Source organism: Rhodopirellula halodulae, assembly GCF_020966775.1.
Taxonomy (GTDB): domain Bacteria; phylum Planctomycetota; class Planctomycetia; order Pirellulales; family Pirellulaceae; genus Rhodopirellula; species Rhodopirellula halodulae.
Genome location: NZ_JAJKFV010000030.1, coordinates 182,908 through 205,573 on the forward strand (window position 1 = coordinate 182,908; position 22,666 = coordinate 205,573).

Below are 22,666 nucleotides of genomic sequence, written 5' to 3' on the forward strand. Positions count from 1 at the left end.
TAGGCCGCCAGCGGGGAGATGATCGGTCTTACGGATTTTTCCGCGCGTGGCCCGAAGGCATGTTGACGCCGTCACACTGAATGACCCGCACATTCCGCACAACACTCCGCCGGCAATCGACTGATGGGGTGATTGGAAAAAGATGCTTGAGCCGATCCTGCCGGAGAGTGCGATAGCCCTCATAGAAGGGGCACGAGTTGGAAGGAACCGACTCGCTATCGAACCAGACAAGGAAGTTGCATTGTGGGGCAAACAAAGCAATGGATGTCGCCGGCGCGCGCCGCGACGAGTTTGAAGATTCTTGCGAACGGTCTACTGATCGTTGCTTGTGTAATCCTTGCAAGTAATCTTCAGGCTCAGAACTTCGAACGGTATGCACCTCGGGCAGCCACGGAAGCCAATCGATTGTGGCTGCAAAACCGCGAGGAAGATTTGCCGAAGCAAGAGGCTCTTGACCTCCAAGGCGATGATCGAATTCTGGTCGATTCCCTCGACGCGGTGTGTTTAGTGGACTCCGCACAAAAGATCGTCCAGGACAAATCGATCGACGATCGTTGGGGAATCCACCATGACTTCGATGCGTGCTGCTCCATCATCTACGGATGTGGCACCGAACGAATCATCGAGCGTTACCTGGGAAAACCGATCACGCTACGCCAATTGAATTCGATGGCTCGGGATCTGATCCTTCACTACCGACGCTGCAAGTATCCGATTGTCGATGTTCAAATCCCCGAGCAACGAATCACCGGTGGAACGGTGCATCTGGTTGTCATCGAATCGCGAATCGGCGACATCCGAGTCCAACCCGGTTGCTACTTCGATGCGGAGGAACTGCGACGTTGGATTCACTGCACAAGAATCGGACATCGTATCTACGAGCCGCCCATTGAAAATGATCTGTTATGGATGAATCAAAATCCATTTCGCAGAATGACCGTCGACTTTGAGAAGGGATCTCGACCGGGAACCACGGACGTGATCTTCGAGTGCAACGATGTGCGTCCCATGCGTGGGTACATCGGTGCCGATGACACTGGCGTCGAAACACTCAACTACGGTCGTCTTTTCGCGGGCGCGACATTCGGAAACATGTTCGGGCGAAGCGGCATCCTGGGGTACCAATACACAACCGACCAAGAATTCCGCTATCTCCACGCGCATTCGCTCAGCTACAGCGAAACATTCAGTCGGCATTGGAGTGGGAACGTCTTCGGCAGCCTCGCCAACGTTGCCCCGAAGCTGGGCACCGGTTTGAACCAAGACGGCCAAAGCTGGCAAATCGGAGGCGGCTTCACTCGTCACCTCGTCTTCAATCGACATGAAGTCACGAACCTGTTCCTGGGTTTTGACTTCAAGAGCACGGACAATAACCTGGAGTTTGACGGATCGACCGTTTCCGATTCGGCTGCGGACTTGTTCCAACTGCGTCTCAACTTCGATCGAATTATTCGTGGAGACGAACCCGAAGAATACGCGTTGCTGCACACTGAGCTGTTGTTGGGACCCGGCGGCGGGATGTCTGGGCCTCACTCCAGCCAAGCGTTCAATACGATTCGGCCAGGAACCTCGCCCGACTATGTCTACGGAAGAATGCGAGTCGAAGATTCGAGGTTGATCCGTCGCAATTACCAATTCGTGTCGAAGTTTACCGGGCAAGTCACCTCAGAAAGACTGCTGTTTAGTGAAATGCTAGGCATCGGAGGTTTTGACACGCTTCGCGGATTCGATCAGCGTGACTTGAACGCTGACCATGGGTGGATCGCGAATTTTGAGTTTGGTCCGAAGACGCATCGTTGGGGATGTGAACATCGGCCGCACATTTTGCGTTGCTACGGATTCGTCGACATGGCCAATGGTTATCTCGATGAACCCATCCCTGGCGAAAATGCCTATGACTTTGCCATGAGCACCGGCGTCGGTGCACGTTTCCAAATTGGCGACCAATTGATCGCACGTGGTGACTACGGCGTTGGTTTGGTCGAGCTGGACGAAAGCAGCCGGTCCAATCGCTTCCACTTCGGTGTCACCTGGATTCCCGGACCAAGGCCTCGTTGAGTCAGCTCGAGTGGATCTTCGTCGCTCGAGGATCCAATTAGAATCCGATTGCAGTCATTTGGCTTTGGAATTCATTTTCAATGCGGGGGGCGGCTCCGGCAACTTCCAGCGCGGATCGTCGAGATCCAGCCGGTACATCAATTGGTTGTAGTTGTACCGAGGAACCGGGACCGATGCGGCCGCGAACGTGTTGACGAAGGTTCCTTCGAAGTACACAAACCGACCGTTGCCCCGCATCAATTCAGCGTGCTGCATCGGGTTGTAAAAGTTCATGTCTTGTCCGGCACGAGCGTGAGTTGCAACTTTTTGGCAATGAAGCCAGGGGCCCGCCGGAGACTTTGCGGTCGAGAACCAAACCTCACCGAGGAAGCTGTCTCCGCCTCGTTCGCAAAACAACATCGTCCACACCTTCCAATGCGGGTTCCAAGCGATGGAACCGCGAGCACAGTCAATGCTCCTCCCGCTTTCCACATCAAAAAGTGCGAAGGGCACTTCGGCACCAGTGGCCTGGTTTTCTGCCAAGAGTCGGCGAACTTCTTCTTGCGTCACTGGATCAGCCTCGGCCTCCCAGCGAAAACGCACTTGCCCGGCCGCGGTCCGGTCGACGCTTCCATCCGGAAGCAAACAGGTCAGTCCTTCATAGCGTCCCAGGTCCGTCACCGCTTCGAAGCTTGCTTGGACTCGAATGTTCGGTGGACAGCCGATGTAAAAGTACTGTTCTTCGCCTTCCGCGACCAAGGCGGGATGTTCGTGAGGGAATCGCTTCGACTCCGTCGGCAACGGTAAGTCCCTTAAATGGCGAAATTGCTCGGCCGTGTCGTCATAGATCAGCAAGCAGCTTCGAGCGACCGAGAAGTCCTTTCTCGCGGCAACGCTGCGACCCACCAAACGTTCGCGTCCCGTCGAGTCTTTCACCACCATCAAACCATCGACCCAAATCGGCAATTGTTCGGCGTTCTCGATTGATACCATTGGTCGCACGAAGGGACTGTCTTCGCGAGTGAAGTACCGAAAATCAATGCCGAGATCAGGATCGATTTGTTGCGGCGACGGCGAAGTCGCACCGGTCATGTTGTAATTTCCCAAACCAAACCCGATCTGATCAGTGTCCTGCCAAAACCATCTCATCTTTCCCCGGTAGAACGCGGTTTGAACCGAATCACATCCTGCAACATCTGCGTTCAAGTTCTTGGCCATCGGCGGAACTGATTTTCCGAGCAACATGGAATCCCTGTAGATGCCAACTCCCGTCTGTCGATACAAACGCTCGGCCACGTTGATGCGCCGGATCCGGATGGACTGTTCTGTCCCGGGGGTGGTTTGCAGCGTCAGCCCTGGCAAATCGAACGGTCCTCGCGGGCTCTCATAGCCCCAACTGTGGACCTCGAACCAAATCGCTCGGTTCATCAATCCAGGTTCGTAGAATGCGACGTAACCGTTGCTGTCGGTGAAATAGCGATTCTCATCGGTTGTTCGCAATTCAACCAATGGCACGCCGCGACCGGTTTCTTGGTCCACCACGCGTATGGCGAAGAAGTCGCTTGGTTCCGACCCGATGGAAGACCGGGACATGCTCATCACGGCCACGAACAGCACGAGAATGAACGCGACGCAAGATCGATGCACGATCTCGACTCCACGCATGTCAGAAGCCATCAAAGTTGCGAGACAAACATCTTGAGTTGCTTCAGCCGATTTTCGTTGATGCAGTAGCAAACCCGAGGCCCATCCACCTCGCCTTGAATCAGTCCTGATTCTTTTAGGATTTTCAGGTGCTGCGATACAGTCGACTGGGCGAGCGGAAGCTGAGCCACGATTTCACCACACATGCAGGCGTCACGCCTGATCAGAAAACGCACGATCTGAACTCGCGCGGGATGCGCGATCGCCCACGCGAGTTTGGCGAAGTCTTCCGCCGTCGGATCCGGTTTCAGCTTGACCGGCGTCGCATCACATTTGCTCTTCGTAGACTTCTTAGCCAAGGCTTCTCTCGCAACAAGACAATCGTCAATTTGCGATCAATGCTATCGCCGGAGGTCGGTTCGGTCAATGTTGTGATGTGAGTTCTAGGGCAGATACGGCCAATAGGTGAGTCGACCATTGTGGTGCGCGACGAAGCGAACATCGCCGTCTTGCGAGACCACAAGCGCGATCGCTTGATTCAAACCATCGATCAGTCGATACGCCGATCGGTGACGCGTTCCAGCCGAGTCGGCTCGTTCCATCACCGTGCGGTTGGCTTCAATGTCGGTGGCACGATGGATTCGTTGGATGGGCCTGTCACCCAGAATTTCGCCGCCGAATCCGATCAGCCGAAACCCGTGATCCAGAATCAACGCTCCATCGACCGTCATCATGTCCGCTAAGAAGTGGCTGAAGTCAATCAATTGATCGTCGAACCGTCTCAGTTCGGCGTCGCGAAACTGTTGGTAGTCCGACCAAGTCAGCACAGCCAATTGACGAGAACGCGCGACTTCCAACGCTCGAGTCATCAGCCTGACCATTAGACCGCGATACAGCATCGTGGATTCGTTCGGCTGGAACTGAATCCGAAAACGCAGCCAACGTTCGCAAGTTCCATCATCGTGAGCACCGTCGGGTAAGAACACCAGCAAACCACCGTGACGTCGGTTGCGAACCAAACGCAAGACCCGGCGAACCATGTTCTGAGCCAGATCTCGAACGAACGACGGGCAAACCGTTGGCCATTCTTCACCGGAGCGAGGTTCGGGCAATCGATCCAGCAAAGATTCGCGAACATGCGAAAAACGTCCCGAGATCCAAGCCGATCGAAACGGATCAAAGCCATCCGTCAGCAATTGGCCTTGATTGGTTTCCAACACACGTTGGTGACCCGATCCCACCACCAAATGCCCCGGGCCGATCGCGTGGATCAGCAGGTTCGGCGGAAGAGTGACTTGACCCGATCGGCTACCTTCGACTTGGTTGACCCATTCGGTGCCGGTCACAACCAATCCCCAAATGCTTAGTCGCCCTTCGTCGTCGGTGTGAACCGCCAAGACCGCTCGATAGAAATCGGCCGCGGCATAGAGCTTCCGCAGGTTGTGCGGCGACAACGGTGTGGCCTCCGCGAACGTCAGCACGTGCGGCCGAGCTTGCTCACTCGCGAATGAATTCAGTTGGGTCGGATTGGCATACACGATCCGACAACGAACCGGTGCGTCCTCTTCCCGCAACAGGCTGGCTTGATAACAAACGTCCAGCAAGGCAATCAGCGATCGCGAATCGGGAAGCAACTCGACGGGATACTCGAGCTGCTCCCACTGTTTCGCGAGCACCAAAGCCATCTCGGTGGGGTAGGAAGAAAGTCCATCCATGACAACCAGTGATCCTGATGGTGTGAGTTTCGATTGCCGGACTTCCAACCCCAGATTCGAATCAATTCGCCGAGGCGTGTTCCGGTGACTTCGCCTGCAACGTTTCCACCCGCAATTGGACCGACGTCACCGTCAATCCTTCGTGTGTCTCCAATTGCAATTCATTCTGATCTTGCAATTGAGCGGGATCGATTGGAATCTCCAAGGGAGCCATCATCTGACGGAATTCCGCGGACCAATCCGGCTGAACACGGATCGGACGACCGTTCCAACTGCCGACCAGAGGTTCACGCAAACCATCGTTCCGATGGACACCGATCACCAAAGTCGCCATTGTGATCTTTGGGCGGTCCGCCAGCGTCAAATCAAACGTCTTGGGTTCGTCCAGTGCAACCGCGGTACCAGTCGCGAATATGAAGTTGCGCTGCCTCGTGCCCGTTGGCTGCACGTCCGCCGCAAAATCGACTGTCAGCACGGTGGTTTCCTCCGCGTCGATGGGAATGGTCGCCGTGGCGGATCGAGGCAAGGCTTCTTCGTAAACAACATGTCCGTTGTCATACCGAAGCCGCCGCTGCGTGACGGTTTGTCCGCCAAGTGGTTCGCCGATCAAGTCCGACAGTTTCACTGCCAGTTGACGGCTGGTCATGTTGGTCAACGCAATTTGCAGGCGATTTCCGGTGTAAACCGCGGTCGCATCCATGCCAACTGATGCGATCCCGTCCACGCGGACCGGCAGCCTTCGGCCACCAAAGTCCTTCCACAATTCGAAGTAATTCGACACTGGCGTCGCGACGAAATCATCCAACGGGCCGCGATTGGAAGCACCCTCGCCGGGAACAAACGCGGCGTTGCCGCTGAACGGATTCCAGTGCATGTTCGTGAAGATAAACGGAACCGACAGATCGAGCTGGTGGGGCCGGTTCATGAATTTGTGGGTGAAAGCGCTGAACGAACGTAACCGCAGCCAATGATCCGCGGCACCTCGTCCGGGTTGCAAGGAACCGCACTCGGTGATCAACATGGGTTTGACGTTGTTGGTTGATTCCATGTGAGATCGCAGCATGTCCAAGGTGGCTTCCAATCGCCCCAGCAGATATCCCGAGTAACCGGTTTTTCGACGTTCCCATGCACCGAGTGTCCCGGTGTCTTCGTAGAAGTGGTGCGAATAGAAGTCGAGGTCCTCGTTGGTCAGGTCCATGAATCGGGCTTGATCGCGATACAGACTGAAGTCGTTCACGTGCAACTGCATCCAAGCAGAGGTCGGCCCACCGACTTTCACATCCGGCGTCTTTTGGTGGACCGCCTGCGCAACTTGGTTGTGAAAGTCCGCCAACAGCTTCCAAGAGTCGTACTCTTTCTTCCAGTGATAGTCCCACTCGGCTTTGATGGTCGACTCGTTTTTGACTTCCCACCAAGCTGCCGTGCGGCCACCATCATGCAGTTGGTCCGCGATGTACGAAGCTGCAAGCTCCGCCGCGTCACCGAAGTGTTCGACCAAAGGCGTTCCGCGGCCGACATGTTCCACCGACATGAATTCGGGGTAATCATTCAGGCACATCGCGTAGTCGATGTCTTCGAAGGCTTCGATGGTTTTTGACGGCGATGAGTCGTTGCGTTCAAAGAAGCTGAGGTCGGCGGCTCCTTTGCGATTTGGATTTTCTTTCAGCTTCTCGCCTGGTCCGTAGCCAATGACGAGTCCCGGATGCAGTTTCGAGATTTGACGTCCCGGACGAAAGTTCTTGGAAGCAGCCCACTGCTCGAAGCTTTTGTCTGATGTCCCGGGGGCGGCGTAGTAGCGGAAGAACTTTTCTCGCTCCAGATCAATGTGACCCGCGATCGAGAGTTCGTTTTGCAGGTCCACTTTCACCGATACTGGCAAACGTGGTTGGTCCGCACCGAGCGTTCGATAGGGAATCTCATCAAAGGTGTTTGGCAGACGACCGGACGCATTGAAGGCGACTTCCGTGACCACGGCGGTCTGCCCGTCCGCACAAGTGGTGCGAATCACCATGGCCGGCATGTCGTCGCTGGGGACCGGCATCGCGGGCAGTTTGACTCGATACAACTCGGGCTCTTGGGCACTTCGTTCCACCGTTCCACCCCCGGTGTAAGGCGCGACATCGATGCCGCCCAGCGAGGTCAGGTTCTCTCCTCGCAGAATGATGTATTTGAACAGCGATGCGACTCGAGAACTGCCCTTGGGAAGCTCGATGGCAATCTCGCCACTCAGCTCGTGTTTCTCGCTTGAAAGAACGACTTCTTCGATGGTTCGGTGGTCGCCTTCGCCGCGATATCGCACCTGTTTGTCTTGAACGAAGGAATCAAACAGGTATTGGTGCGCGTCCCGGCGAGCGATGCCTTCTTCGCTCAAGCCCGCGTTGACGATAGCGGGGGCTGTGGATGTTTGGGCGTTCAAATGTGATGGTGAAAACGCAAGGCACAACAGGAGACCAGCGAGTCGTTTCATGAGGATGAGCTCGAACGTGGGGAGACGAGACGGGGATCCTTCATGATCGTTCTGATATCGAAGTTTGTCTAATGTATGGAGCAGTGGTTGTTGTCGGTTCCACGGATGGGGGCGGATTGAGAGTGATTTGGGTGATCGTCCGGTGGAACCGGACCTACAGGTGAGTAGCATTGTCCGGTGGAACCGGACCTACAGGTGAGTCCGGTGGAACCGGACCTACGGGAGTGGGGCATAAAAAAAGCCGAGCCACGGGGGCTCGGCGAAGGTTTGCAGTTTGCGTTTGAGAACTTACAGGGCCAGCAACAGTCGGCTGGGTGCCTGCAGGTAACCAATCACATCGTTGAGGAAGCGAGCGGCCGTTCCACCATCGACCAAACGGTGATCGTAAGACAGGCTCAGTGGCATCATCAAACGAGGTTGAATGGAATCGTCGGGCATCACGACAGCCATCTTTCGCGAACGTCCGACCAACAAAATGGCGACTTCGGGAACGTTCACGATGGGCGTGCTGTACTGGCCACCAATCGCTCCCAAGTTGCTGATCGTGAAGGTACCGCCACGCAGATCGCTGACGGCGAAGTTGCCACTGCGAACCTTGCCGGCCATCTCCGCCACACCGCGAGCGATGTCTGGAATGCCTTGTTGATCCGTGTTGTGCAACACCGGGACAACCAAACCGTTGTCGGTGTCGACCGCGATGCCAACGTTGACGTAGTCCTTGTAGATGACCTGCTGATTTTCCGAATCAATCACCGCGTTCATCGAGGGGTGATGACGCAATGCGGTCGCGACGGCTTTGACCAAAAATGGCATCGTGGTCAGCTTCAACCCTTGCGCAGCGTAGTCTTCTTTGCTGCTTTGACGAAGACGCTCCAGGTCCGTGATGTCGGCATCGTCAAAGTTGGTCACGCGAGGAACGGTGGACCAAGACAGGTGCATTTGAGCGGAGATCGTTTTCCGGATCTTGCTCATGCGTTCGACACGGATCGGGCCGTAGTCGTCGTTGTCAGGTGTGCCGGGCAAATCGCCGGAGACCACTTTCGCTCGTGGTGCTGCGGCGGGAGCGGACGAGGCGGGTTTGGCAGCAGGTGCCGAAGCCTTTTGGCTGGCCGACCGAACGACAGCAAGAACATCGTCGCGAGTGATTCGACCACCAGGTCCGGTGCCTGTGACGCTGCTAAGATTCACACCGGTTTCGCGAGCGAAACGACGAATGGCGGGACCAGCGGGAATCGATCCGCCGGCTTCTGGAACGGCCGGAGTTTCCGCGACGGCGGGAGTTGACGGTGGTGTCGCGACGGGTTGCGCCACAGGCGGTGCGGGAGGAGCCGGCGCGGGAGTGGCAGGCTTTTCTGCAACGGGTTCGGGCGTGGGCGCCGGGGCGGAGGGCTCGGGCGTTGGTTCGGGTTTGGCTTCCGGTTCTGGGGCAGCAGCGGGTTCGGGTGTCGAAGCGGCTCCTGCAGCGGCTTCCACCTCGATCAACACACCACCGATCGGCACCGTGTCGCCTTCGCTGACCGAAATTTTGGTGACTTTGCCGCCCACGTCGCTGGGAACGGGAACGGTCGCTTTGTCCGTTTCCATTTCCACGATGTCCTGGCCTTCGGTGATCACGTCGCCGACAGAAACGAAAATTTCAGAGACGTCGCCGGATTCGATGCCGTCGCCGAGTTCAGGGAGTTTGACTTCAGTCATGAGAAAGGTATGTCAGAGGTGATTTGGAGAAGGTTTGATTCGCGATGCTCCACCGTTCCGGCGGTCCCATCGTCGCCGAGGGCAACTGACGAAACCGCAGCAGGCCAGCTCGCGTGAGTCCGATCGAGCTTATGCGAAATAAGGATCGGTTTTCTCAGGATCGTAATCCAGGTCTTTGATCGCTTGAGCCACATCAGCGGCCTCGAACACACCGGCTTTGGCCAAGCGTCCCAGAGCGGCGATCGTGATGGACTCGGCGTCGACTTCGAAGTGGCGACGCAGGGCGTCGCGAGTTTCGCTGCGTCCCATGCCGTCGGTTCCCAACACGTAGTAGTCGCCGGGGATCCATGGCGTGAGTTGTTCGCCAAGAGCCCGCACGTAATCGCTTGCGGAGATGAACGGACCTTCGACGCCTTCCAGCGTTTCTTCGAGGTAGCTCTTGCGAGGCGTCTCGGTTGGATGCAAGCGATTCCAACGTTCCACCGAGTGAGCGTCACGGCGAAGCAGCGTGTAGCTGGTCACCGACCACACATCGCTGGCCACGTTGTACTTCTCGGCCAAGATCTCTTGTGCTTTCAGTGCACAGTTCAGGATGGCACCGCTGCCGAACAATTGAACGCGAGCTTTGGCTCCGTCCACGTCGCGGCTCTTGAACTTGTACATCCCCTTGATGATGCCGTCTTCGCAACCTTCGGGCATCGTTGGGTGATGGTACTCTTCGTTCTCGGCGGTGATGTAGTACATGCACTCTTCGCCCTTCTCGTACATTCGTTCCAAGCCTTCTTGGACGATGACGGCGACTTCGTAACCGAAGGCGGGGTCGTAGGCACGAACCGTTGGGAAAGCGATGGCGTTGAGCAAACTGTGACCGTCTTGGTGTTGCAGACCCTCACCGTTGAGCGTCGTACGACCGGCGGTACCACCGACGAGGAAACCTTTGGCTCGCATGTCAGCGGCCGCCCAGATCGAATCGCCGATCCGTTGGAAACCAAACATGCTGTAGTAGATGTAAAACGGAATCATGTTGATCCCGTGGCAGCTATAAGCCGTTCCCGCCGCATTGAAGCTGGAGATCGAACCGCACTCGGTGATGCCCTCTTCCAAGATTTGGCCGTTTTGGGCTTCCTTGTAGTAGGCGATTTGGCCGCTGTCGGCGGGTTCGTACAGCTGACCCGCGTGAGCGTAGATGCCGAATTGACGGAACATGCCTTCCATCCCAAACGTGCGAGATTCATCCGGCACGATTGGCACAACGTACTTGCCAATTTTCTTGTCGCGACACATCGCGATCAAAGTCTGCACGACCGCGAACGTGGTGCTGCAACTCTTATCTTCCAACTTGGCAATCAGCTTGCCGAAGTCTTCCCGCGTGGGGACTTCCAAAGTCGGATGCTCGGTCGGACGGCTTGGCACGGGGCCTCCCAGCGATTCGCGACGTTCTTTGAGATACTTGATCTCGGTGCTACTGGCCGGTGGCTTGTAAAACGGAGCGTCGCCGACTTTTTCGTCGCTGATTGGAATGCCGAATCGAGTTCGGAATTCCAGCAGCTCGGCTTCGTTCATCTTCTTTTGGTTGTGAGCCACGTTGCGGCCTTCTCCGGCTTCGCCCAAACCGTAGCCTTTGACGGTCTTGGCCAAGATCACGGTTGGCTTGCCGTTGTTCAGCGTGGTCGCACGGTGATACGCCGCGTAAACCTTTTCTGGGTCGTGACCACCGCGACGGATCTTTTCCAGTTTCTCGTCTGACAGGTGTTTGACCAGTTCGAGCAATTCGGGGTACTTGCCGAAGAAGTGCTCGCGGATGTAGCTGCCGGGCATCGAGGTGTACTTTTGGTACTGACCATCGACGACTTCGTTCATGCGTTTGGCGAGCAAGCCCGTGGTGTCACGTGCAAGCAACTCGTCCCATTCGCCACCCCAGACAACTTTGATGACGTTCCATCCGGCTCCGTGGAAGATCGATTCCAATTCTTGAATGATCTTGCCGTTGCCGCGGACGGGGCCGTCCAAACGTTGCAGGTTGCAGTTGATCACGAAAATCAGGTTGTCCAGCTTCTCGCGTGAAGCCAGTCCGATGGCGCCCAACGTTTCCGGTTCGTCGCATTCACCGTCACCCAGGAACGCCCAAACCTTTTGGCCCTTGGTGTCTTTGATACCGCGATCGTTCAGGTACTCGTTGAAGCGAGCTTGATAGATCGCCATGATGGGGCCGAGGCCCATCGAGACCGTGGGGTATTCCCAGAAACCGGGCATCAACCATGGGTGTGGGTAGCTCGATAGTCCACCGCCCGGTGCCAATTCGCGGCGGAAGTTGTCCAGGTTTTCGTCGCTGAGTCGGCCTTCCAAATAAGCCCGTGAATACATGCCGGGTGAGGCGTGGCCTTGGAAGTAAACCGAGTCGCCCGAGTAGCCGTCTTCGCCGCGGCCTTTGAAGAAGTGATTGAAGGCGACTTCGTAGAGTGTCGCGGAACTGGCGAAGGTGCTGATGTGACCGCCGACGCCACCGGGACGTTTGTTGGCTCGAACCACCATCGCCATCGCGTTCCAGCGAATGATCGATTTGATGCGGCGTTCCAGCTCTCGGTTGCCCGGGTAGGCGGGCTGCTCATGAGGCGGGATTGTGTTGACGTAGGGCGTGGCCGTGTCGGAGGAAAGTGGCACGCCTTCTTCCGCGGCTCGGTCGCGGAGTTGGTCGATCAGAAATTTGACCCGTTCGGGGCCTTTGCTTTGCAGGACATACTCCAGAGAGGAAATCCACTCCTGTGTTTCAGCCGCGTCAATGTCGACGTCCGGCGAGTGATTCAATTCGCCGAGGTTCTGGGAAATTTCGGCTTGAGCGACGGATTTTGATTCGGACATAGAGAGCAGAGAACTCCGGGCTCGCGGACGATTGGATCAGATAGGTCGAGTTTTCGGTCAGACCTAGTAGTTTAGCGATACCTGCACAAATCCAGCAAGGTTAGGAGCAAAAGTGGAATTCAACTTGCTCATGCTGGACAGTTTGATTTTTCAACCCGATTCCCGCGGCGGTCCGCGACAGGCAACGTCCGCCGCGAGCGACAATTCGTCGCGGTTGAACGCCATCGCAGCGAAAAGCCGCCCGCCGATCGAAGGTGCCAGCGAGGGACGCACCGCCCACCTGCCTGGCCGCTAGTTCAATCCAGCACACTTGTTCGGCGTCCACCGGTCTCCATCCGGCCAAGATCAGCGGCGAAACTTCATGGATGGCTCTGAATGGCTTCATCAAAACCCAATTCGAGCTGCGTGTCGCGGTCATCAAAACCCAGCTCGCGGTGCATCAGACTTGGTTGAATGTCGTGGCTGTTCTGGTACTTCTCGCTCGCATTCCCCGGCCCATCTCCGCTGACCTGCCAGTAAGTGATTTGGCAGATCTGAATATGCGGATAGATGCGGACGGGTTGAACGCAGTGCATCTCCAGAGTCCACGTGCCGCGATAACCCGCGTGGCCCAGACTGCCGCCCGGATTCAGAAACAGTCCCAAGCGTCCCAACGACGACCTGCCCTGAATGATCGGCACCAACCCGTGAGTCTCGGTGTGTTCGACGGTCCGACCCAGATACAGCGTGCCGGGTTGCAGCGTCAGTCCCTCGTCCGGAATGTGGAGTCGTCGGTACCGATTGGGCGAGGCCGCGTCCAAGACGACTTCTTCGTAGACCAGCAACTCGTCGTGCAGCGTCAGGTTGTAGCTGTTGGGCGATAATCGCGAGGCATCGAATGGATCGATCACGATGTCCTGACCCAGACGCTTTTGAATGTCTTGACCGGAGAGAATCATGATCCAGGTTCACCTTGCGAAATGGGACGCGACAGCCATCGACAGAGGTGCAACGAGTCGGCGACCACGCACGCGAACGGCAGGAACACACCCAAATGCTCCAGACCACCCAATCGCTTTGATGCCGCTGACCTCATCGCAACCCGCAATTTAACGAGTTCGAGAGGATGATTGATCCCCTTCCAGTGGCATTGGGGTATATTTCTGAAAACCCAGACGCTTCCGCCGAGCAACAACCGATTTGCTCCGTAGAATTGGACTGATCCGCAAAGTCTCCGGTGTGAAACGCAACGAGAGGCCCGTGACCGCCGCTCGTTGTTCGAGTCCGCTCACTCCAAGATGTGGCTCAGACGAAAGACGGCCCGGGCAACATGCGGCTCAGGCGTATCGGTCTTGCCACCTTCGATCACCCAGCCATTTTCTATCACTCTGTCTCTGACATACGCAGCGAAAGAAACCTCATGAGCAACATCAACCCTTACTCCGCCGGCGTCGACGGTGTGAACTATGGCAACGCGGCGATCTATGCCGATGAATCCGAACGCATCGGATTCATTCGCCGAACCTACGCTCACCTGTGCGGAGCCGTTTTCGCGTTTTTGGCGTTGGAAGTCGTGCTGTTCACCGTGGTCCCCGCCGACACGATGACCATGTTGGTCCAGCGAATGACCGGTGGCTACGCTTGGTTGTTGGTGCTGGGTGCCTTCATGGCCGTCAGTTGGATGGCTCGGTCTTGGGCCAGCAGCGGTCAATCTCGTGGGATGCAATACGCGGGATTGGGGCTGTATGTGATCGCCGAAGCCGTGATCATGTTGCCGTTGATGTACATCGCTGTGGTCCTGATGGGCCAGCCTCAAATTCCCGTGTTGGCAGGCATCATCACCACGCTGACGTTCGCTGGACTGACGGGATTTGTGATGTTCACGCGAGTCGACTTGGCATCGTGGGGAACGTATCTGTTTGTCGCCGGTTTGGTTGCGATGGGCGCTGTGTTCTGCGGCGTCTTGTTCGGCTTTTCGCTGGGGCTTTTCTTCAGTGCCGCCATGGTGGCCTTGGCATGCGGCTACATCTTGTATGACACGTCGAACGTGCTTCATCACTATGACACTCGCCAACACGTTGCCGCATCGCTCGCGTTGTTCGCATCCGTTGCTTTGCTGTTCTACTACGTGCTGCGAATCCTGATTGCCTTCTCCAGCGACGACTGATTCATGAGTTTCGATTCGATCACGGGTGTGACCAGCCTGCCGGATGATTTCGATGGGCTGGTCCGGTTGTTTCCATTGCCGGGACTCGTTCTGTTTCCCCATGCGATGCAACCATTGCACGTGTTCGAACCTCGCTACGTGGACATGTTGCGAGAAGCTCTGGCAACGGACCAATTGGTCACGATGGCGACGCTGACCACGCCGCAAGGAAGCGTTGCGGAAGATGATGCTGTGCCATCGAAGTTGCCGCTGAACATGCTGCCGCCGATCGCGTCGACGGTTTGCATCGGCAAGATCATCTCGCACGCGGAACTGGACGATGACCGTCACAACATTTTGTTGGTCGGAATCCGCCGCGCCACCGTCCGCCACGAGATCGAAACCGGGCGGCCGTTTCGATCCGCTCGTGTGGATTTGATCGATGACTTCTATCTTCCCGCGGCGACGAAGAAACGCAGCGATTTGAAGAAGCGATTGCTGGAGGCCTTCGGCAAGATCATCCCGGCGAGCGAAGGCACTCAGAAAAGCTTGCATGATCTGATGGCCGGTCAAATGGGCGTTGGTCCAATCACCGACATCATCGCTTACACATTGCCATTCGCCCCCGATGAAAAGATCCGGTTGCTGGGGATGTCCGATGTGGACGAGCGTGCGGAGACGCTGATTCGAATGATCCAGCGAGGTGGTTTGGATCTGCAATCGGTCAGCGTGGAAGAAGGCAATCTCGACTTGGCCGATGCATTGCAACCTCGCAAAGAGTTCCCGCCTCCGTTCAGTGCAAACTGAGTGAACGCCTTTTCCGCTTCCAAGCGACGGTGGGAAAAGTGTGGGCTTGTGCATTCGTCGGTGCATGAACCCCGTCAGCGCATGAAAAACCCGCCTGCCGAGACCAAGGTAACCATCTCAGCAAGCGGGAAATGCTCGCGTTCTAGAAAGTGATCGCGAGTGGGGTGGCTGACCCTGGCGTCAGCCCGCCGACTTTCGTCAAGGGTTTCCACCCCGTTGGCTAGTACAGCAATAATCCACTTGATCACCTCCTTTAAAAACATGGTTCGACGTTGTTTGCCCAGGCGCCAACCAGAACAGACAAACAGACGTGCGGAAGTTTCGTTGCGACGCGTCATCGCAACCCAGTGACGATATGATCGTCGATGGTCAAGACGGATGCAAATCCATTCAGGTTCGCTCCCCACGAAAAAATCGCCGAGATGTCGGCAAACACCCATGGCTCGCTCTAGTCAATCACCGGGAAAAACGAAGCGTTCTTCCACTGAATGGACGCGTCGCGAAGAAGAAACCGATCCCATGCGGATCGCGTTCGTTCGCGTGATTGAGTCACTCAAAAGTGGCGAGGTCGTCAGCTACGGTGACGTGGCGGAACGAGCCGGTTACCCACGTCGCCATCGTGCGGTCGGGCAACTGCTGGGGGCCAGCGTCGATGCGCTGCCGTGGTGGCGTGTCGTCTACAACGATGGTCGCTTGCCACCGGTCAATCCGTCTTTACAAGAAGCAAGACTTGTTGAGGAAGGTGTGACGTTGGTCCGGCTGAAAGTCACGCGGTCGCCGCGGGGCCGTTTTGCAAGCTAAAGACGAATTCACGCGACCACGGATCCGACCGATCGTGGTGTAGGATTCACGGTGTTGGAATGTCGTTAAGAATGAAATCCACGGTGTCTCGCACCACCGACGTGGGCGATTCATAGATCAGCTTCGCACCGGGAGGAGGCGATCCATCCGCGCCGAAGTCGAACAAGTAACCAATGCCAACACCGGAGTTGGTTTGCCGAAAGACTTCGTAACCCAAATGATCCAGTCGCGTTTCATCGGGCAGGACCACGTAGGCTTCGTTCTCAAAGATCCACTGTCGATGGCTCTCCAAAGAACGTCCGGCCTGTTCCAGTTCAACCGACACGCGAATTTCTCGGAGGGGATCTGCGTCTCGAATGGATTCGATGGCCACGATCATTTGATCTTCGGTTTGTTCCGCGGTTGGATCATTCAGATCCAACTCGAACGATTCGCGGCGGCCTGGGATCATTGCCGTCAACGACCCTGACAGACGTTCGATCTTTGTGGCTTGGGTCTTGGGAAGCTGCATAGGCAAGAAAAACTCGCTCTGTGCCAGTTCGCTGTTGGTCGCGATGTCGATCGTTTCACCGGTTGCTTGCGGGACCATGGCTTCGCCCGTGTCCAGGCTTCCGTTCAGCGATCCGATGGGAAGCGACAATCCGATCGGCGTCCGGTTGGGTTGCCATTCGATGGTCAGGTTGAGGTTCAGTCCGCTCAACTCCGGAGACTTCAGAACACGTCGTGCGGTGACCAATGTCGGCTCCAAACGATAGATGCCAACGTACGCCGCCGACTCCACTCGCGAAGGCCGATTTTCGTCGCGGGGAATCAGCATCAATGTGTTTCGATCGCCGCCGTAGAAGTTGATGTCCAGTTTCGCTTGATCCAAAACATGATCCACGGCGTGCCAAAACGTCAGCGGTGATCGGGGCGGATCGATGCTTTTTTGCATGTCGATTGCGTTGCCCAAACGCTCGGTATCAAACTCGACTTCGCTCGCCGTCGAGATCGCTTCCAAAGCATCCGCCAGCGTTTTCGCGTTTTGCAGTCGCACCAAGTCATTCTTCAGTTGGATCTCCGCCTTGGCTTGCGCCCATTGTTTGCGGACCCGATTCAAACGCTCGCGTGCTTCGATGGACAGTTCATCCAGAATCGCCGGCAAGTGGTCCGCTGCTTCGGGACCGGCTTCCACCAACTTCTGCTCCGCCGCACGTCGAGTCCGCGCTTCCGCGGCATCCAGTTCCGCGATCCAAATCGGCACTTCGAGTTCCAGGTCAACCTCCGTGGCGACTGGTTCAGTCGATGGCGGCTGTGCGAATGCCGGGGAAGACTTTTGCAGGACCATGCTGAACGCCATCAAAGTCAACGCAGAGCAAACAAGCCGGTGGATTGAGCTTAGAAAATGGTGCATGTCAAGTTTTCGGCCAAAGTTTCGGAATGAAAATCAATGCACGGGCGGTACAACCGCAAGTCAACGTTGCTGGTTCTGTTCAATCGAGGATGCATGTCCGCCCACCCCTTCAATCTTAACCTAGGCTTGATTAGTACGCGTGGGTGTTGGGGGGCATCAACGGTTCGGTTCCGTGTCCTTGTTGCTATTCGCCGTTGATCTCCATGATGCCGATGCAGCCATTCCACACCGTTATCTCGTCTCGCCGAAGCACGCATCGCTCCGTTTTCGCGATTGCGATCTGTCTGCTCACGGGCATCGGCTTCGTCCTCAGCGGCAACACCGCACTGGCGGAACCCGTTGCCCCGGTCAATCCCGATCCAAACGGTCATTTGGTTTCGACGCGATCGGCGATCCCATCCATTCGGCCGGGGTTGGTGGAGTTTCGGATTGGAAATAAATGGCAAACCGGATTGCACCTCATCGAATCACGGACAGAATCGTTGGTGATTGGCCGAGACGGATGGCTGCACACCATCGAACGCGCGGAGAAGAGCAACTCGTTGAGAACGGCCGAAGGTTCCTTCGAACCCACCTCGCACGTCGAGCTTCGCAATCGCTTGCGAGCCGAGTTTGGTCGTGAATTTGATGTGATTGCAACGCACAACTTTTTGGTGGTCCAGCCGCGTGGCCGCGGCGATCGTTGGCCGAAAATGTTCGAACAATGCCACCGATCCTTTGTGGATTACATGGTTCGCCGAGGGGTCAAGGTTCGCGAAGGGCGATTCCCGATGGTGGCCGTCGTGTTGCCGGATGCGCGAGCCATGTACGACGAGATCGAACGTTTGGGAATTGATGTTTCCCGAGTGGCTGGTTTGTACGCGAATAAATGCAATCGAGTGATGACGCACGATGGCGGAGCGATCAGCACGATTGCGGCGACGGTTCGTCACGAGGCCGCACACCAATCCGCGTTCAACTGCGGGGTGCATAGCCGAGTCAATGACACGCCGAGCTGGGTCACCGAAGGCATCGGCCAAATGTTCGAACCCGAAGCCATGAGTTCCGGGCGTTCAGGCACACGATTGGCCGAACGGGTCAATCTCGAAAGCGTGCGGCAACTTCGAGATACCATCGACATGAACGATCCAGCGGAAGTTCACAAGTGGGTTTCGCGAATGATCCGCAGCGATGATCTGTTTCAAAATCCGTCCACGATTCACACCGCTTACGCTTTGGCGTGGTCGATGATGTTTTACTTAGCGGAACGCGACTCTGAGGCGTTTGCTGACATCCTCAACTTCACCGCCACCCGTCCGCCGTTTGAGACGTATCGGTCTGGGCAACGCATGATCGATTTCGAACGAGTCGTCAGCTCCGATGTCCGCGAATTCAGCAATCGGTTGACGCGTTTTGTCGCTCAGTTGCCATCGAAATAAGCTGCGGTCGTTTCGATTCAGACAACTTTGGTTTGGCCCGGCGTCGCCGTTTCGTAAGTGCCATCGGCCAACGGCAACACGGGTGCCGGGCAACGCAGCGATTGCAAAGCCTCCACGTCGGCCAAACTTTGTTGACTGTTCAATGCGTCGTTCCACCGAACGAGCTTGCCTGAGTGGCTGGCCATTCGTCCCATGATCGCGGTCATCGTGCTGTTTGCGGCGTATTCGACTTCATTGGGCAGCGTCCCACTTCGTAGTGCCGAGAAAAAATCGGTCTGCATTTGTTGGCTTCCGCGGTCCTTGCTCGTAGCGGCATCGCTCTTCCAGATGACGCTTCCGTCGAAATCGCGAATCGTGCCCGCCGCCAGGTCACATGAACCGTTGGTTCCATGGACGTGTTCGCCAATGTTGTTCCAGCATCCACGAGCCCGCCGGCATTGGCTGAGCAGACGTTTGTCACCGGCGTAAGCAAACTCGATCATGTGGTGATCGAACGAATTGCCCAGGTTCGGATTGGCTTGCGGATCGCGACCGCCTTGCCCCTGAGCCGTGATCGGATGCTGACCGAACAACCAGTTGATGACGTCCAAGTTGTGGACATGTTGCTCCACGATCGGATCGCCGCCGATCCAGTCGAAGTGCCGCCAATGCCGAAGCTGATGGTCCAATTCGGTCGTGACGTTTCGTCGGCTGTTGGTCTTGGCTCCGGAGCCATTCCAGTACGCACGTGCGTAAATCAAATCGCCAATCGCACCATCTTGCAATCGATCGATCGTTTCGCGGTAGCGAGCATCATGGTGACGTTGCAAACCGACCGCGATCGCCAGACCTTTCTGCTTTGCAGCCTCGCCCGCGCGAAGCACGCGTCGCACTCCGGGCGCGTCCGTTGCCACGGGCTTTTCCATGAAAACATGTTTGCCCGCGTCGACGGCCTTCTCGAACTGCAAAGGACGAAAGCCTGGCGGCGTCATGAGGTACACGACATCGGCGTCGCTGTTGATCACCTGACGCCAAGCATCCAATCCCACGAATCGCTGTCCTTCGACTTGGACCCGATCGGCATGACGCCCGTTGATCGCGCGAAAGCTCGAATGCAGTTGGCTTTCGTAAACGTCTGCCATCGCGACCAGTTGTGTGGCCGGATCCGCTTGCAAGGCTTGAATGACCGCCTGGGTTCCACGACTGCCGCAGCCAATCAAGCCAATTTTGAGCACGTCGCTGCCGCTGGCGTGGACGCCTTCCGCCGCATCCAATCCGGGCGTCAGCACGCTGCCCCCGGCGAGCATGATGCCGCCACTTTGGATGAAGCATCGGCGGCTCGCCCGTTGATTCAAGACGCTGGAACGCTGACCCGAGTCGCTGTCGCCGGAGGACGCAGCACTGCATTGCGATTCGGAATCGGCAGCAATGCGTTTCGCGTTTGCGGTCTGAGGCTGAGAAGGCTTCGAGTCGGACGGCATGTCGTTTCGCGAATGCGAGTGGGGAGGTGGGGGGCGGTCGAAAACCGAGGTGGGACGACTCATTCTAACCGAGTCGACCGATCAGGCCAACGATTTCGTTGAACACGCACGATTGCTAGCCGACGTCGGTCGCTCACTCCGCTGGCGTTTTCAGCTTGATCAAACCGGCTTCTTGGGCCTTTTTCAGCTCGGCCGCGACATCCACGTACTTTGGTTCCGGCAACTCCGGCCCTTCACGAACAACCTCCGCAGAGATGATCGCGTCTGGTGGAAGCTGAATTTTCTTCTCGTCCGACTTGGATGGGTCGCGACGACGCAGCAGGCTGATTCGATCCATGCCTTCGATCACACGGCCAAAGATCGTCTGCTGCTCTTTCGCCCCGGCGACAGGCAAGAAGAAAATCGCGAATTGGGAGCTGGCGGAATTCTCGATGAAACGTCCTTCTCCCATGGGGATTTTTGCCATGACAAGCGAACCCCGCAGTGCGCAGTGAGCGTTCTCGTTGTCGTGTTCGTCCATCAGAAATTGGCCGCTGTTGCCTCGTCCGTCGCCGTTGGGATCACCTGACAAGGCAAGCATGTTGGAGACGACTTGCGAGAAGTCCAGGCCGTCGTAGAAGCCTTGTTTGACCAACTTGATGAAGTGGGCGACCGTCGAGGGGGCCTCGCCGGGATAGAGCTCGATCAGCACGTCGCCGCGAGTCGTCTTGATCAACACCTGAGGCAACGCATCTCGGTCAATTTTTTCCATCCGCTCCTTTTCTTCGTTGAACTGTTTTTCAAGCTCATCAATGAAGTGCTGGTTGGCCAAATCGACCTTTTCCAGCTCGTCGGATTCCAACGCGTCGTAAACCTTCCTCGAAGTTTCGAAGTTCCCGGTCGCCACGCCGGCACGCGCCGCCGTCAGAAACAAGTAGCGATAGTTTTGTCCGATGTCGATCAAACGAGCGGCGGCTTCGTAGGTCGGCAAATCGTAGATGTCATGGTCGAAATTGTGCTGCACCATGGTGACCATGTAGCTCGCCGCCTCGGGACTGGGAAGCAATCGAAACACCTCGACTGCGTTCTTCATTTGCTTTTGCATCACGTCCCAGACTTTGTGCTGCTGAGCACGGAACGCTTTGGACGCTTGGGGACTGCGGTCGATGTCGTTGTTGAACCGAATGTGGAGCTTTCGAAGTTCCAGCATTTCAGTGGTCAGCTCCTCGTGGGTCGCTTGGAACTTCTCGTAGGCAGCTTCGGCTTCTTTGCGAATCTCCTCGGGCATCTCTGCCTTCGTTTTTTCGATCATCGCTTGATCGTCCTTCACTCGGCCGCCGTCGACATCAGCCTTCGAGTTGGCTGCGGATGGCCCAGGCCCTTGTTCGCTGGGGGCGCCGACTCCAGGTGGTTGCGCCAAAACGGGCGAATTCAGGCCTGTCGCCAAGACCGCCCAACTCACGCCGCCGAGCAGCAACAAGGCTCGCAAAGGTGCGGTAAAGTGATACCGGCGGCGGATGGTCGTTTTCAATGTCGAAGGAACAAGCATGCGTGGGGCCAAGAAGACGATCGGCTGGAACGAGGGGCGAATGAGAACCGAGAAAAGCATTCTCGTCCGCCGGTACGCAACGAACCAGGGGATGGTTTGATCCGCATCTACCGGTAACCTGACGAGGCATCGATTCCACGCTGATTTAACTCTTGCCTCCGCGACGCTGATGACGACTGACCTCTTGGATTTTCGGATTGGATTGGGATACGATTCGCATCGTCTGGGCGATGGCGGACCGTTGCGGATCGGAGGGCACGACGTTCCCGGTGACTTTCATGCGATCGGACACAGTGACGCCGATGTCCTCCTGCATGCGGTCACGGACGCCTTGATGGGAGCGATCGCGGGACCGGACATTGGCCGTTTGTTCCCCGACGATGCCGATGAAAATCGCGATCGGGATAGCAGCGACTTCGTTAAGGAAGCCGTCCGTCGGATCACGGAGGCTGGCTACGCCATCAACAATCTGGACGCCGTGATTTTGGCACAGAAACCAAAGATGGCGCCGCACATCGACGTGATGCGAGGGAAGCTGGCGGAGCTACTGCAAACTCAAAGTGACCGAATTGGGCTGAAGGCCAAGACGGGGGAGGGTGTCGACGCCGTCGGCCGCAGCGAAGCCATCGCCGCCCGCGTTGTCGTGATACTGCGGCGACAATCGTGAGCTAAGAGGCGTTTGATGCAGGCTGGCAGCCTGCACTACGTTGCGACCGA

17 protein-coding genes are annotated in these 22,666 nt (G+C 56.7%); 7 read left to right on the plus strand and 10 right to left on the minus strand.

What is annotated here, in order from left to right; all coding sequences use genetic code 11:
- The first annotated feature begins 264 nt into the window (after positions 1–264).
- Positions 265–2,058 carry a ShlB/FhaC/HecB family hemolysin secretion/activation protein gene (locus tag LOC70_RS22770; RefSeq protein WP_230256356.1) on the plus strand — a complete coding sequence of 598 codons (1,794 nt, stop codon included), beginning with the start codon at positions 265–267 and terminating at the stop codon, positions 2,056–2,058.
- Positions 2,059–2,112: 54 nt separating this feature from the next.
- On the opposite strand, the gene LOC70_RS22775 is transcribed toward LOC70_RS22770, so the two are convergent.
- The 6 genes from LOC70_RS22775 to aceE form a co-directional block, all read right to left on the minus strand.
- Positions 2,113–3,684, minus strand: coding sequence for a hypothetical protein (locus tag LOC70_RS22775; protein ID WP_230256357.1), 1,572 nt, complete (start codon positions 3,682–3,684; stop codon positions 2,113–2,115).
- A gap of 29 nt (positions 3,685–3,713) precedes the next feature.
- Entirely contained in the window at positions 3,714–4,040 is a 327-nt protein-coding gene (locus LOC70_RS22780) for an ArsR/SmtB family transcription factor (RefSeq protein ID WP_230256358.1), read from the minus strand.
- Between the two features lie 84 nt (positions 4,041–4,124).
- Positions 4,125–5,396 carry a putative sensor domain DACNV-containing protein gene (locus tag LOC70_RS22785; RefSeq protein WP_230256359.1) on the minus strand — a complete coding sequence of 424 codons (1,272 nt, stop codon included), beginning with the start codon at positions 5,394–5,396 and terminating at the stop codon, positions 4,125–4,127.
- A gap of 61 nt (positions 5,397–5,457) precedes the next feature.
- Positions 5,458–7,863 carry a beta-agarase gene (locus LOC70_RS22790; RefSeq protein ID WP_230256360.1) on the minus strand — a complete coding sequence of 802 codons (2,406 nt, stop codon included), beginning with the start codon at positions 7,861–7,863 and terminating at the stop codon, positions 5,458–5,460.
- A 288-nt stretch (positions 7,864–8,151) separates the two neighbouring features.
- Positions 8,152–9,558, minus strand: a complete 1,407-nt coding sequence (locus LOC70_RS22795; RefSeq protein ID WP_230256361.1) for a 2-oxo acid dehydrogenase subunit E2 — start codon at positions 9,556–9,558, stop codon at positions 8,152–8,154.
- 129 nt (positions 9,559–9,687) lie between these two features.
- Positions 9,688–12,417 carry a pyruvate dehydrogenase (acetyl-transferring), homodimeric type gene (gene aceE, locus LOC70_RS22800; protein WP_390889102.1) on the minus strand — a complete coding sequence of 910 codons (2,730 nt, stop codon included), beginning with the start codon at positions 12,415–12,417 and terminating at the stop codon, positions 9,688–9,690.
- 130 nt (positions 12,418–12,547) lie between these two features.
- Here aceE and LOC70_RS22805 point away from each other — a divergent pair, with 130 nt between their 5' ends.
- Positions 12,548–12,712 carry a hypothetical protein gene (locus LOC70_RS22805; protein ID WP_230256362.1) on the plus strand — a complete coding sequence of 55 codons (165 nt, stop codon included), beginning with the start codon at positions 12,548–12,550 and terminating at the stop codon, positions 12,710–12,712.
- A gap of 64 nt (positions 12,713–12,776) precedes the next feature.
- Here LOC70_RS22805 and LOC70_RS22810 read toward each other — a convergent pair whose 3' ends face one another.
- Entirely contained in the window at positions 12,777–13,355 is a 579-nt protein-coding gene (locus LOC70_RS22810; RefSeq protein ID WP_230256363.1) for a dCTP deaminase, read from the minus strand.
- A gap of 461 nt (positions 13,356–13,816) precedes the next feature.
- On the opposite strand from LOC70_RS22810, the gene LOC70_RS22815 reads away from it, so the two are divergent.
- From LOC70_RS22815 to LOC70_RS22825, 3 genes are all read left to right on the plus strand, one after another.
- Positions 13,817–14,563: a Bax inhibitor-1/YccA family protein gene (locus tag LOC70_RS22815; protein WP_230256364.1), complete on the plus strand. Its 747-nt coding sequence runs from the start codon at positions 13,817–13,819 to the stop codon at positions 14,561–14,563.
- A gap of 3 nt (positions 14,564–14,566) precedes the next feature.
- Positions 14,567–15,349 (plus strand): LON peptidase substrate-binding domain-containing protein, encoded by a 783-nt coding sequence (locus LOC70_RS22820; protein ID WP_230256365.1) that lies wholly within the window; start codon positions 14,567–14,569, stop codon positions 15,347–15,349.
- Positions 15,350–15,787: 438 nt separating this feature from the next.
- Positions 15,788–16,150, plus strand: a complete 363-nt coding sequence (locus tag LOC70_RS22825) for an MGMT family protein (protein ID WP_230256366.1) — start codon at positions 15,788–15,790, stop codon at positions 16,148–16,150.
- A 46-nt stretch (positions 16,151–16,196) separates the two neighbouring features.
- Here the strand turns inward: LOC70_RS22825 and LOC70_RS22830 are convergent, their stop codons facing one another.
- Positions 16,197–17,489, minus strand: coding sequence for a hypothetical protein (locus tag LOC70_RS22830; protein ID WP_230256367.1), 1,293 nt, complete (start codon positions 17,487–17,489; stop codon positions 16,197–16,199).
- Between the two features lie 197 nt (positions 17,490–17,686).
- Between LOC70_RS22830 and LOC70_RS22835 the strand changes: the two genes are divergently transcribed.
- Positions 17,687–18,961: a DUF1570 domain-containing protein gene (locus LOC70_RS22835; protein ID WP_390889103.1), complete on the plus strand. Its 1,275-nt coding sequence runs from the start codon at positions 17,687–17,689 to the stop codon at positions 18,959–18,961.
- A 17-nt stretch (positions 18,962–18,978) separates the two neighbouring features.
- Here the strand turns inward: LOC70_RS22835 and LOC70_RS22840 are convergent, their stop codons facing one another.
- Complete coding sequence (locus tag LOC70_RS22840; RefSeq protein WP_230256369.1) at positions 18,979–20,421, minus strand: Gfo/Idh/MocA family protein; 1,443 nt, start codon at positions 20,419–20,421, stop codon at positions 18,979–18,981.
- A gap of 133 nt (positions 20,422–20,554) precedes the next feature.
- Positions 20,555–22,009: a peptidylprolyl isomerase gene (locus LOC70_RS22845; protein WP_230256370.1), complete on the minus strand. Its 1,455-nt coding sequence runs from the start codon at positions 22,007–22,009 to the stop codon at positions 20,555–20,557.
- Between the two features lie 109 nt (positions 22,010–22,118).
- Between LOC70_RS22845 and ispF the strand changes: the two genes are divergently transcribed.
- Positions 22,119–22,616, plus strand: coding sequence for a 2-C-methyl-D-erythritol 2,4-cyclodiphosphate synthase (ispF, locus tag LOC70_RS22850; protein ID WP_230256371.1), 498 nt, complete (start codon positions 22,119–22,121; stop codon positions 22,614–22,616).
- The last annotated feature ends 50 nt before the right edge of the window (positions 22,617–22,666 follow it).

Bases quoted from the DNA above. Each gene is read 5' to 3' on its own strand.
- LOC70_RS22815 (WP_230256364.1), top strand. From the start codon at position 13,817: ATGAGCAACATCAACCCTTACTCCGCCGGCGTCGACGGTGTGAACTAT.
- LOC70_RS22805 (WP_230256362.1), top strand. From the start codon at position 12,548: ATGCTGGACAGTTTGATTTTTCAACCCGATTCCCGCGGCGGTCCGCGA.
- LOC70_RS22830 (WP_230256367.1), bottom strand. From the start codon at position 17,489: ATGGCGTTCAGCATGGTCCTGCAAAAGTCTTCCCCGGCATTCGCACAG.
- LOC70_RS22810 (WP_230256363.1), bottom strand. From the start codon at position 13,355: ATGATTCTCTCCGGTCAAGACATTCAAAAGCGTCTGGGTCAGGACATC.
- LOC70_RS22845 (WP_230256370.1), bottom strand. From the start codon at position 22,009: ATGCTTTTCTCGGTTCTCATTCGCCCCTCGTTCCAGCCGATCGTCTTC.
- LOC70_RS22770 (WP_230256356.1), top strand. From the start codon at position 265: ATGTCGCCGGCGCGCGCCGCGACGAGTTTGAAGATTCTTGCGAACGGT.
- LOC70_RS22820 (WP_230256365.1), top strand. From the start codon at position 14,567: ATGAGTTTCGATTCGATCACGGGTGTGACCAGCCTGCCGGATGATTTC.
- ispF (WP_230256371.1), top strand. From the start codon at position 22,119: ATGACGACTGACCTCTTGGATTTTCGGATTGGATTGGGATACGATTCG.
- LOC70_RS22785 (WP_230256359.1), bottom strand. From the start codon at position 5,396: ATGGATGGACTTTCTTCCTACCCCACCGAGATGGCTTTGGTGCTCGCG.
- LOC70_RS22825 (WP_230256366.1), top strand. From the start codon at position 15,788: ATGGCTCGCTCTAGTCAATCACCGGGAAAAACGAAGCGTTCTTCCACT.
- aceE (WP_390889102.1), bottom strand. From the start codon at position 12,417: ATGTCCGAATCAAAATCCGTCGCTCAAGCCGAAATTTCCCAGAACCTC.
- LOC70_RS22795 (WP_230256361.1), bottom strand. From the start codon at position 9,558: ATGACTGAAGTCAAACTCCCTGAACTCGGCGACGGCATCGAATCCGGC.
- LOC70_RS22790 (WP_230256360.1), bottom strand. From the start codon at position 7,863: ATGAAACGACTCGCTGGTCTCCTGTTGTGCCTTGCGTTTTCACCATCA.
- LOC70_RS22840 (WP_230256369.1), bottom strand. From the start codon at position 20,421: ATGCCGTCCGACTCGAAGCCTTCTCAGCCTCAGACCGCAAACGCGAAA.